This window comes from Pseudoalteromonas sp. S2755, from assembly GCF_005886535.1.
Taxonomy (GTDB): Bacteria; Pseudomonadota; Gammaproteobacteria; order Enterobacterales; family Alteromonadaceae; genus Pseudoalteromonas.
Window position 1 is genome coordinate 24,971 of sequence record NZ_PNDS01000019.1, and the last position, 11,760, is coordinate 36,730.

Annotated in this window: 9 protein-coding genes and 2 pseudogenes; 5 read left to right on the top strand and 6 right to left on the bottom strand. The window is 39.6% G+C overall.

Annotation, left to right across the window (positions count from 1 at the left end; genetic code table 11):
• The first annotated feature begins 220 nt into the window (after positions 1-220).
• Positions 221-655, top strand: a complete 435-nt coding sequence (locus CWC03_RS03900; protein ID WP_026000942.1) for an AAA family ATPase — start codon at positions 221-223, stop codon at positions 653-655.
• A gap of 172 nt (positions 656-827) precedes the next feature.
• On the opposite strand, the pseudogene CWC03_RS03905 reads toward CWC03_RS03900, so the two are convergent.
• Positions 828-1,025, bottom strand: a pseudogene (locus CWC03_RS03905) (site-specific integrase); the annotation flags it as partial.
• A gap of 326 nt (positions 1,026-1,351) precedes the next feature.
• Here CWC03_RS03905 and CWC03_RS03910 point away from each other — a divergent pair.
• The 4 genes and pseudogenes from CWC03_RS03910 to CWC03_RS03925 all read left to right on the top strand — a co-directional run.
• Positions 1,352-3,832 (top strand): SIR2 family protein, encoded by a 2,481-nt coding sequence (locus CWC03_RS03910; RefSeq protein WP_138580660.1) that lies wholly within the window; start codon positions 1,352-1,354, stop codon positions 3,830-3,832.
• A gap of 29 nt (positions 3,833-3,861) precedes the next feature.
• Complete coding sequence (locus tag CWC03_RS03915) at positions 3,862-4,464, top strand: AbiU2 domain-containing protein (protein ID WP_138580661.1); 603 nt, start codon at positions 3,862-3,864, stop codon at positions 4,462-4,464.
• A gap of 42 nt (positions 4,465-4,506) precedes the next feature.
• Positions 4,507-4,812: a hypothetical protein gene (locus CWC03_RS03920; RefSeq protein ID WP_138580662.1), complete on the top strand. Its 306-nt coding sequence runs from the start codon at positions 4,507-4,509 to the stop codon at positions 4,810-4,812.
• A 297-nt stretch (positions 4,813-5,109) separates the two neighbouring features.
• Positions 5,110-5,697 (top strand): annotated as a pseudogene (locus tag CWC03_RS03925) (IS30 family transposase); the annotation flags it as partial.
• Positions 5,698-5,783: 86 nt separating this feature from the next.
• On the opposite strand, the gene CWC03_RS03930 reads toward CWC03_RS03925, so the two are convergent.
• The 5 genes from CWC03_RS03930 to CWC03_RS03950 all read right to left on the bottom strand — a co-directional run.
• Positions 5,784-7,091: an IS5 family transposase gene (locus CWC03_RS03930; RefSeq protein WP_138580663.1), complete on the bottom strand. Its 1,308-nt coding sequence runs from the start codon at positions 7,089-7,091 to the stop codon at positions 5,784-5,786.
• A gap of 333 nt (positions 7,092-7,424) precedes the next feature.
• On the bottom strand, positions 7,425-8,279 hold the full coding sequence (locus CWC03_RS03935; protein ID WP_138580664.1) for an immunity 49 family protein: 855 nt from the start codon (positions 8,277-8,279) through the stop codon (positions 7,425-7,427).
• Positions 8,280-8,289: 10 nt separating this feature from the next.
• Positions 8,290-10,503 carry a hypothetical protein gene (locus tag CWC03_RS23740; protein ID WP_249313942.1) on the bottom strand — a complete coding sequence of 738 codons (2,214 nt, stop codon included), beginning with the start codon at positions 10,501-10,503 and terminating at the stop codon, positions 8,290-8,292.
• 68 nt (positions 10,504-10,571) lie between these two features.
• On the bottom strand, positions 10,572-11,033 hold the full coding sequence (locus CWC03_RS03945) for an SMI1/KNR4 family protein (RefSeq protein ID WP_102058210.1): 462 nt from the start codon (positions 11,031-11,033) through the stop codon (positions 10,572-10,574).
• A gap of 9 nt (positions 11,034-11,042) precedes the next feature.
• The coding region (locus tag CWC03_RS03950) for an HNH endonuclease signature motif containing protein (RefSeq protein ID WP_138580665.1) at positions 11,043-11,760 on the bottom strand (718 nt) is incomplete at its 5' end.

The window sequence follows — 11,760 nt, forward strand, 5'->3', positions numbered from 1 at the left end:
CCAAATGATTTATTTTTTATTTGTAAATTAAAAGACAGAGTGTCTTATCGTCATGTAAGCCGTATCTTACCTGCGATGGACAAATAAAAAAACACTGAAATGCAAAAACTGGGCTGAAAAGAATGAGTAAAAGCCATGAAAAAACAGTCGGACTGTGGCATTATGAATGTTCGATGATAAAAATAGCTTTATTAATACTAACAGTGACGTTCAAAACTCGATGAAACAAGTTTTTATTTTGAGGGGTCTACCTGGCTCTGGAAAATCGCATTATGCGCAAACGCTAGCCGACGACCTCGTCTCCGGCGATGAAACACAGTATTTTATCTGTTCAACCGATGATTATTTTCTTAATGAAAACGGCGAGTATCATTTTGAAAAACAACGCCTTTCAGAATATCACAACTTAAACTTAGCTCGGTTTATTAATGCCCTAGCTGAAGGTATCCCTTTGGTCGTTGTTGATAACACCAATATCAAGAAATGGGAATTTGTTGCTTATGCGTCAGCTGCCGTGGCAATGGGTTATCAAGTGAAAGAAGTCATTGTTGGCGAAATTAAAGATAAGTCCCTACAGCACTTATATGCTAAGCGTAATAGCCATGGCATTGGCTTGAAAACAATTTCAAAAATGGCACACCTTTTCGAATGGTGATCAAGCATAGGATAGAGTAACCCTAACAACGCTCGTGCATGTTAAACAGGGTAGTATCATATCCGATCTTACAGTTAAAAAGAGTGGGTTTAGACTTCGCCTTCGAGCAAACAAGAGACGGTCGTCAATGTCAGCTTCATTATACATAGCGGCCGGTTAGTCAGCTCATTCCTGCTCCATTTCGTTGGTTGGCAAGGAAGGTTAAAAATTGTGTAACCTCTTCCGTTCCCATTGTTTCAGGGTGACGCTTGTGGTGAAAGTTAATGAATGCCTTAATCCAATATAGGTAGGTTTTTTCTGTTCTAATGCTGTAACCACGCATACGCATTTCTTCCTGAAGACCTTTCAGAAATGGGCTTTTTAGACTCATGGTAACTCCTTAGCTCATATTGCTGTATATATATACAGTGTTATCTGGAGTTCTCGGATATCAAGGGAAATAATGAAAAAATTTTTGCGCGTTTACGCATGAATAAATTAAAAATATTATTTTTTATCAATAGGTTATTTATTTTCGATTTGAAATAATAGGTTTGGGAAACGCGCATGCGCATTTTTCCAGATGGTATATTTAGCAGAATGCTGATAAGTTCTTTACATACTGATAGTTAACTGCGCGCGTTTTCACTGGTCCAACGAGGTAAACGCGCATGCGCACGAATAAAATGTTATATCACTTAAAAGGAATGGTGAATCTTGGACATTTGCATAGATAGAACAAAATTAAAAAAACAAGATGTTGATACAAGTGAATTAATTGAACGTATTTCAACAGGTCAAGCAATATTATTTACAGGGGCTGGCTTCTCTAGCCTGACAAAAAATGTTAATGACGAAGAGCCGTCTGCTGCTAAGGATTTAGCTCATGAAATTTGTAAACTGGGAGGCTTCCCGACAGACGATGACCTTCGCTTTGCAACAGACTATTACATTGAAAATCATAATGTATCCGAACTAATTCAGTTACTTAAAAAAAAGTACACTCTCACACAAACTCATAGAATTCATGACGAAATTTGCAGTGCTAAATGGCGTCGTTTTTATACAACTAATTATGATAAAAGTATCGAGATGGCATCAGCCAAGCTAGGAAACTTAGTTGAATGTATTGATGTTAGCTTTCCTACGGGTACTTATTATAAAAAAGAAAGTTTGTGTATACATTTGAATGGTTCAATTGATAGTTTAAATGAAGATAGTATTGAATCCACATTCAAATTATCTACTTCGTCTTACATTTCTCCTGACTCTTTTACAAAATCAGACTGGCACTATTATTTTAAAAAAGATCTAGAGCGATGTAGCGCAATAGTTTTTGTGGGCTACTCAATGTATGATATTGAAATACAAAAAATATTGTTTGAAAACAGCGAATTAAAAGAAAAAACATATTTTATAACACGTGAGAACCCTAACCCTAAGACATCTTTTACTTTATCCAAATTCGGCAATATTATTCCTATTGGAGTAGAAGGTTTCGCTGAATTAATAACAGAAAACTCAGAAAGTATTTCTGGGTATGATTCTGAGTATCACCTCCAATCCCTAGCTCCATATAACTTATCTCACGATAAGATTGAGGTCAGAGATGCTGACGTGGAAGCTATGATAATGTTCGGTCATATAAGTTCAGCTTCTATTGATGACGCAGTGTTGAGCGAGCAAGTGATCCCTTCTCTTGTCGTGAGAGAAAGTTTAGAATTGGTTAAAGAGTTTGTAGTCAATGGTAAAAATGTTGTTTTATATAGTGATATGGGTAATGGTAAAAGTATTTTAGCATCTCAACTACATAGTTATTTGACCACAAGTTCTTTTGAATGTTATTTCGTAGATGACATCGAGGGTGATTATATTTCTGATATTGATCACCTTTCAAAATTAGGTAAAAAAATTATAGTGACATTAGATGGATATGAACGATATCTTGATCTACTAAAACATTATTCATTTTCATTGCCTGACAACATCAATATTATCGCTACATCTCGTACAGCAGAGCATGAACGACTTCGCCCTCATTTAAAAGAAATAAAATTTGAATATAGTGAAGTTTGCCTTGATGAACTAGCTGAGAATGAAATTTTAGCTTTAGTAGATATTATTGATAATTTGGGTATGTGGGGTGATAAAGCGGGGTTGTCAAAAGATCAAAAAGTCAGGTATATAAGGTCTAAAAACAACTCTCAGTTATCTTTAACATTATTAAATTTGTTTAACTCCCCGCAATTTAGAGATCGAGTTTCAAACGAACTACTGCCTCTAATAGGTGATGATGAAATTAAGGATACTATATTTGCTATAGCATTATCTGAAGTACTTGATATACCTTGTAGAAGCAGCATGATTTCTGATATATCAGGAAATGATAAAATATATTCTTCAGAATTAAAAAATAACAAAAACTTCAAAAACTTATTCCATATGAATGGGGATGGAATAAAAACAAAATCTAGTTTGTTCTGTTTATCTCTTATTAGACATCATTTTTCTGCTTCGTATGTGACATCTACTTTACAGAAGATTGCTAAACGATTTAATGAATACAAAGTAAAAGATTACGAACAGCGGACCATATTTCTTGCAACTTTAAGATTCTCCTTTGTTGAAAGGTTATTGTCGGATACAAATAAGAAAGGTAACTTAAAACGATACTATGAGAATTTAAAGGTTTCAGTTAATTGGCTTAAAAGTGATCCGCACTTTTGGCTACAGTACGGAATGGCTAATATAACTTTTAAAGAATATTCAAAAGCCCAGCAATTTCTAGACTCGGCGTATGCCCTTGCAATGAAGAAAGATAGATATCATACAAGCAATATAGATACTCAACAGGCTAGGTTACACTTATTGGTTACAATGAAGGAAAATGAGCCTCATAAAATATTTGAAGGATTTTCAAAAGCGCACGCTTTATTAGATAGATTAGATAACGATGTTTATAAATATAGACAAGTAGATATTTACAATGACTTCTACAGCTCTTGTTATGAAAAACTATCCAAGGGCAATCAAGTCGCATTTCAACGAGCCTGCCAAAAAATGGAAAAATCTATTGAAGCAGCAGTAAGTAATGGTGAGGTAGATTTATCTCAACAATTACCTATTAAAAAAACGAAAGAAAAATTAGCGCATATATTGTCAAGCATCAAAGAGCAGCGTGATATAGCAAGTCAATAAAGTCGGATTCGTAAGCATCGGAGCAATGAATGTTAGATATTGACAGGTTCATCGTAGAGCTAGATAGGCTTACTACAGCAGTATATTTTTATGATGAAATCTACGGTGAACAAGAAACTATAAAAATTATTTCTGGGTTGTCCTCTGAAGCAACCAGAATAATACAGCGATCCCTACACAACGATATCGTAATGTCATTGGCGCGACTGTTATACGATGGTGAGAATTACAAAACGTCAGAAGCTACCTATGAGTATCTGAGTCAGTATCACCTCGCAAAGAAATATGCTAGCTATATTGACCACGGGCTGCAAAACCATCGAGACGAAATAGCTGAAATCAAGGCATCATTAAACGTAAAAGACTACAGGGACCTCGTTCTGGCGCACAATGATAAAGCAACGCTTACTGGTGAGAATGACCATCCCAAGCATAATCTAGAAACTGAAGTGCTTTTACGTATTCTTCGTTTGTCACGGACATTGTTCTTTGGTGTACGTCTTAAATTAGCCAAAGAACGAGGCGAGCAAAGTTTGCCAATTACCGACGGCAATGTACATCGTAATGGTGTAGGTACCAATTTTCTAAAAAATATTGAAAATATAACAAGGCAAGCAAGAGTGACGCGCTAAAGCGCGCCCCTTCTCGCGGCGTTAATAGCCAAAAGGAAGTCCGTGGAACCTGGAAATATTTTGAAAATTGATACTCTTAATGAAGGATGGCGGGATAAAGATTCCGTCATGCTCCATGCTTGTTTTCAGCTACTTTCTGATTGCGTAGAAAAGGAAGAGTTATTAAGCGGGCATACTGATTGGGACGCTGATGATAAACACCGAGCAGCCAAGAAGGAACTAGAAGCGTTGTATGCTTGGTGGCAATCTTATGAGGAAGATGATAATCCTTGTAGCGAAGAAAAGTATCAAGAAGAAAACCAGATGCTAATTCGTTTAATTCATATCAGGTGGGCGCTTTGGACATAGCTACTAACAAGGCCATTAACTTCGCGCCATAGAAATTTTTATGCGAAATAAACCTAATACAGACGTTCTCCCAACTCGTTTTGTCCAAATACGAGTTGGTTGAGTGTCCGTTATCGCAATTAGATTAAGATATGAAGTTGCTGTTGAACCGCCGAATTTGGCCTTTATACGACAGTCAGATTTGATTAAGCCCCCCGAATTCAGATAATAAGTGCACCACTCATGGTTAATCGGTGAGGAGAGATCAACTGCCTGTTGGTGGTACTCTGTAATCGCCAAAAAACAAGAGTAGTTACCATGAGTTACAAGCAGTTGATCGAAGGACAAAGATACCAGATAGAGGCATACTTACGCGAGGGTTTTAGTTACCGGGAAATTGGAAAGCGGCTGAGTGTTAGCCACAGCACGATAAGCCGCGAAGTTCGGCGCAATAGAATTCGGGATAATCATTATCTACCAGAGGTCGCCCACGCTAAAACGATGAAGCGCCGATGTCAGGCAGCGAAGTATAATATTTCAGGGCTGACTGTCACATTCGTAGAGTTCGGGTTGAGTCAAAAATGGAGTCCTGAACAGATCGCAGGCGTGGGTAAAATGATTGGTTACTCTGTTAGCCATGAGTGGATTTACGGTTTTGTGCAGCGTGATAAATTACGTGGTGGCAAGCTGTTTAAGCAGTTGCGCCATGGTCACCGCAAATATCGAAAAGGCAGTCGAGCCAAGCGAGTCATAATTCCGAATCGCGTAGACATTGAACATCGGCCAGCCATCGTCGATACGAAAAAGCGATTTGGTGACTGGGAGGCTGATACCGTTTTAGGCAAGCAAGGGACAGGCGCGATTGTAAGCTTAGTTGAACGTAAAAGTAAGCTATACCTGCTACGTAGTCGCTCCTGAATATTGACGTTTTATGCTTAGGCTAGCCGAATTCAATCAATCCAGACTGAGCATCATCTTTATCGACAGTTCTGTTATTGCACTGCGCTTTTTACCGCTAATAGCTGATATAAAATCCAGGCATAAAAAAGCCGCAGTTGGGCTAGAACTTTACGGCAGTTTTGGCCTACACCCGCAAGCACCGCATTCAGTTTGTCACCGAGCTTTCCTTTTAAGCGGTTAAGCCCTAAGTGACCGTCTTGTTTCATGTGCCCGATGATTGGCTCTATCGCATTGCGTCGCTTGAGTTTTTTCTTAATACTCGGCGTCACACCGCGCTTTTGCCCTGCAATATACACATCATAACGCGTTGCTAAATGTCCTCGATAACCCCTGTCTACAAAACAGCTGTATGGTCTTTTATCCGTGACATTTTCTACAATTCTCAACGTTTCCCATAACGTGTCACCATCATAGGGATTGCCGTGTATTGCATGAGCGCAGACCACAAACTGCTCTTTCAATGTTGTCGCGACACTCACTTTGACACCAAACTCATATGGCTTTGCGCTTTTTCCCTTGGCGATACATTCAACATCGGGTTCATGTAGGCTATAGAGTTTGTTTTTACTCGTTTTTTCTTGCTTTAATAGCCGCTCGGCCTGTTGTAGGGCATGGATAAACGCCTGGCTTGGCTGCTCAGTGATTTTTCTCAAGATGTCTTTCATCACTCGCCTGAGATAGTTTTTCTGTTTTTTCAGTGTCTTCTTCATGCGTTTGAATTGTTTGGCATGCGCATAACTTGCCACCTTTTGCGCGGCCTTAGGGCCTACTAGTTCATAACTTTGCCTAAGCACAATGCAAGCTTGCTTAGCGAAGCCAACCAGTTTATTGCGGCATTTTTCTAGTAGTTTACTATCTGTTGGATGGGCGATATTTTTCTCCATGACGGTACTGTCTACGACCACTTCTCGCAAGCTTGAAGGCTCAATTGTATTACTTTTAAGGCCCGCATCTACCGTGAGTGACAGCATTAACTCAACACCATCCTCACCAATTCGCTTGCGAAAGCGTGTCATCGAACTGGGATCGCAAGGCGGCTCATGCGTAAAAAATTGCATGCCACAAAAATATTGCCAATAGGGGTTTTCGCACCACATGGCCACCGTGTTTTCGTCAGACAGTTTGTGAATTTGTTTCAGGTATTCGAGGCCCGCAAGTAGACGAATAGGCTTGGCGCCAGCGCCTTTATCGCCATAGTGCTGTTTAAATTCAATCTCTAGGCGCTGCCAATCAATGAGTTTTGCTAGCTTCACTAGCTCATGACGGGGTGAAACAATATCAATAAGCTCGATTTGAAACAGGTGCTTTTGTGGTGTTTGTATGGTTGGTTTTGGTTTCATTTTTACACTCAAATTGCAATGTTTTGGTTGTGTGATTCAAAAAAGTTGCAATTAGAGGGTAGTAAGATCGTTTAGATCTTCAAGTAATTCAATAAATTAAACTGGTTTCAGGAGCGACTATTTATGGCTTTGTCTTACCACTGCATACCATCTCAATAAAACAGTTGAAAGTTAGCTACCGTGGTTTCTCTAATTAAACATGTAAACGAAAGCAGCAAAAGAAATGTGGTGAGAAGTGCTGGCTAGGAAGGTGATTGAACCTAGCCTTGTAACGTCCATGTTGTTAAAGTGTGTGATTTAGCAAATTAGACTTCTTTTTTTAATTTACCTTAATCATTTTGGTGGGTTAGGGTTTACCAACCAATCAGGTATATAGCCATTTTCTGTGGTCAAGTCGTAATCTTTAATGTCTTTTGCTAATGCAGCCATTGCGATTAGCGGGATGGATAGTGCGCCATCAATTTCAAATTTCTCTTCTTTGGTATCGTAGAATTCTTTATGAAGTAGCGTCGCTTTTTCAATCGCTTGGTTAAACTCCACACCACCATCATCGGTAAATATACCTAAAATGACAGAAACTACGGGCCAGTAGAGTCTACTAGCATAGTGATAAGCCTCATCGTATTTGTAATCGTCTGGATTACTGGTAATTAGTGCTTTTTCAATTGCCGAGGCTAAGTCTGCGTCAGGCGTAAAAATGGATTTGAGCAAATCAACTAGAGCGTAATCAAAAGGAGTGAATTGCTCAGCATAGTTAGCCGCTTTAAAAACTGAATCATCAACTTGAGTTAGATAATCAATCGCATCTTGATTTCGCGTAATTATTGCGAGGTACATTGCAGTAGGCCAGTTAAATATATCGGCTTCTTCCGAGTCTAGTGCACCATTGAGCTCAATTAGTTGATTATCATAGTGAAGTTTGAATGGCTTTCCAGGGTTATCATTGGATTGAAAAACACCTAAGCTTAGTTCTTGTGCACGTACTAGATATTTCCACGCATTTTGGCTATTTGGATGCTCAAGAGCTTCAATAAAAAGCGTTTTTAAGTTCTTTTTATACAACCTAGAAATGGCAGTGTGAGGTTTATTCTTGATCCCCTCAATAACCCTGTCATCTGACAATTTATTGTAAAGTTCTTGACTTCTTTTATAGGTGTCAGGTGCATAAGTGTAATGATTCTTAATCATTTTCTATCCTTCAAATATTTTTAATATCAAAAATGGTTGCATCAATAGCTTCTTTTACCTCTGTACCCGAGACTTTCTGCTGTACACCAATATATTCGATAGGGTTGTCAATAAAATCTTCCATTTCAATAGCGCTCTCATACTCATCAAGCATTTTACTCAACTCTTTAACCTGCTCGTTAAACTTAGCCTCATTTGGGTCACCATATTTCGGGTCAGCTATATATTCTGTTAGTTTCTTCTCGTAATTCTTAAAAATTGAATCCATATAGGCTCTTGAGCCTTGCTGAGCACGCTTTGTTCCGGCCATTCGACTCCCCCAAGTTGCAATACCACCTTTGGCTTCAATAACTAGGAGTCTACCGTCTTCGGTTTGATATAATTGGTCAAATTGTCCTTGCTTACCATCTGTGAGTAACTTTGACCTCAGTGGTGTTGCTCCTGGGTAATTTTGTTCTACGAAGATCCGGGCGGCTTCTTCACCCAGCTCTTCACTGGCTGCACGCATATCTTTATATGCTGCTTTAAGGTGCTCTGCATTACCAGACTTTAATGCGGCATCGCGTTTGGCGATGGCTTGATTTCTTTGTGCTTCTAGCGTCCTAAGCTTTTGTTTTGCCGCTGGAGTGAGAGATTTGTGGTCAACCTTCAAGCGTTGCAAGACTTTATTAGGTGTATCAATTCTATTCGAAGCGAAAACAATTTGGCCGTCAACATACTGCAATTGGTCACTGACCGTTTGGTTTCGTCTTGTTATATACGGTTTTCCATCTCGTAATGCAACCCGGTAATTATTCTTTACATGCTCTGGGGCATCACTTAAAAAGTCATCCAATAATATTTGAACATGTGTCCTAGGGTTAACTTTTAATGCAACTGAGGCGGGTGCGACAGACTCAATTCTTTTAACGTCGTCAATGTCGGTTTCGACCTTTGAGATCCGGTCTAATTGTACTTTTTCAGTTGTACCCGAGCGAGTGTAATTTAAGCGTTTTAATTTGGTGGCTTGAGTGAGCTTTTCCAATGCGCGGGTTGCTTTAACAAAGTAATTGGATTTAGCGATAGCAGAAACCACTGCACCACTACCAAAGGTGGCAAGGGCAAGCAGTATTTCAAACGACAAGCGACCAGCCATTCTGGTGCGTTCAACACTGGAATGAGCATTAAAGTAACGTGCTGGGAAATTTGCAAGTAAAGTACGCGCTTCTTCATCTTCTGCAATAATAACTAATGTTTCAAACGCTTCAACGATGCCATTAATAGACTCTGAGGCAGTTGACATAATTTGCTGTAACTCTGCTCGCATAGCTTCCACATCGCCAGTTGCAAGGTGGCCCAAAATACGGAAAGTTGCTGCGCCAACATCATAAATTGCTCCAGCTGTGCCTTCTACTAAGTCTGCAACTCCCGTTACAATGCTTTCTCCTTGCTGATAAAGCCCGTATAAGAAAGCACCGCTATAGATAAGTCCTTGCAGTCCAAGGTTTTCGTCATCAATCAGGCGCTCTTGAATTTCAGCTTGCTTGCGGATTTCTGCAACCATTTGGTCAAGGGCCGTGCGAAGCTCTTGGCGTAACGAGATAATCTTCTCTTCGTCTTCGCCGATATAACTCACGGTATAATTCCCTGAGGGCACATCAATGATTTCTGCGGTACCGCCACTAAGCTGGCCTGTGTATCTTTTGCCGTTATCCATCACGACTTCGTAATCAATGTCTTCTACTGGTGTGCCATCGCTATAAAAATACGAAAGGTCAATGGTTTTATCAGCAAGTGATGCCACGCCATCAGCGGTTAACGACAAGCGTTGATTTTCAGCTAAATGTGCTATTTGCGGCACACTCGGCATCGTGGCGCTTTGTTTACCACCAATATCTTGCTCCATGCTACCGTCAAACACGGTCATGGCTTTGCCTTTTAAGGTCAGTAACTTGTCTGCAAAGATGTTGACGTTACCACTTGAGTCAATGCTGATTTCACTGCCGCCATTGGCAAGAGTGAGGTTGCCAGAGCCACTGCCTTTAATCGTGATATTACCTTGGCTTTGAATGATTTGACTTCCCGCGGGAGCGGTGATGGTGAGGTTGTTGTCTGCCTTGAGGTTGATATCGCTTTGGATAACACTGCGATGGCTGCGGCCCGCCTTAAGGGTGATATTTTGTTCGGCGCTGACGTCAATTTGATTGGCGGTGACGTCTAGGTTGGTTGCTGCATCAGCAATCACCGACTTTTTACTATTTAGATGGGAAGGGTTGTAAAGCTAACTACTAGCTTTACAACTCAGTTAGAAAATTAGGAAACGTTAAAGCCTGCTAAGAAGTCAGTAAATGATGGAGCAAGTATATCTACATTTTCATAGTCGGGATCGGCACCTTCATCAACTTGCTTATCTTTCCACCATATGAATACTCCTCCTTTCTGCGCGCCATCTACACCAATGCAAATAACATTACCAACACCATCATTACCAATAGGCAGTAGCTCTTCAGGAATCCTATCGCAATAAATAGAGAACATAGTTAACAAATCAAAGCTAGTATCATTTTTACCAATTCCAAATAAAACATTAATGTCAAAGTCAAAAAGTAATTCACCGTCAGAATTTTGTTTAGTAAACTGATTTTTAGTAGGCTGACCACCATTAAACTTTAGAAGAAAATCAACATATTCTTTGGGGAACTGAAGTTCAAGTTCATGACAGAGCTCTTGAATCTCAAGTAAGCTTGTTTTTGGATAACTGTTTTCAAAGTTCATTCTAATTTCCTAAAATGAGTAAGTATTTCGACCGCCAGAGTGACCCACTGTTGAGTGTAAGTCACTTGGAATTAATTGCAGCTTTGTGGAGTTCTCTACATGATGCCAGGTATGTGTCGACGGTTGCTTCCAAGCTGGATCTATATTTTCCATCAATTGATTCGCGTTTCTCATGTCCAGCTGTGAACCTGATGTTCCTCTACCGGATGTAGGGTCTGGGTTTAATTTTTTTATATCAACCTCTACAAGATAACCTTTATACTTCATAATATAAGGTCTGAAATCCGCAAAACCTTTTTCGGTAAAGTTAACACCATCAGGATACTTTTCAGCAAGCTCTTTTAATTTTAACTCTCTGATTTTCCTTTTTCTTGGCTGCATTGCATCTAGCCTTTGTTTCAAGATCGTATTTTTATGTATATCTAAACTGTAGTTTTGTCCTGCAAATTCTGCGTTCCGAGGGGGCTTTCCATCAATAAGTTGTAATTTATTGTCTTTACGGTTAGTTAATTTGGGTTTTGTTTTATCAGTTTGAGTTGTTCCAGCCCCCGGCAGCTCATTCCCTTTTGGCGGCTCCAATTCATCGGCTTTGGCTTTGGTGGGCTTGTCGGTAACGCCTCGAATTGGTGGTTGGCCTTGATATTCATCCAGCGCTTTATTAACTCGCTGTCCGATTTCTTGGGCGGCTTGTTGCATATGCTTGTCGATTTTGGGGGTGAGCGATTTT

Coding starts and splice junctions, on each gene's coding strand:
- CWC03_RS03915 (WP_138580661.1), top strand. CDS start 3,862: ATGTTAGATATTGACAGGTTCATCGTAGAGCTAGATAGGCTTACTACA.
- CWC03_RS03945 (WP_102058210.1), bottom strand. CDS start 11,033: ATGAACTTTGAAAACAGTTATCCAAAAACAAGCTTACTTGAGATTCAA.
- CWC03_RS03935 (WP_138580664.1), bottom strand. CDS start 8,279: ATGATTAAGAATCATTACACTTATGCACCTGACACCTATAAAAGAAGT.
- CWC03_RS03930 (WP_138580663.1), bottom strand. CDS start 7,091: ATGAAACCAAAACCAACCATACAAACACCACAAAAGCACCTGTTTCAA.
- CWC03_RS03900 (WP_026000942.1), top strand. CDS start 221: ATGAAACAAGTTTTTATTTTGAGGGGTCTACCTGGCTCTGGAAAATCG.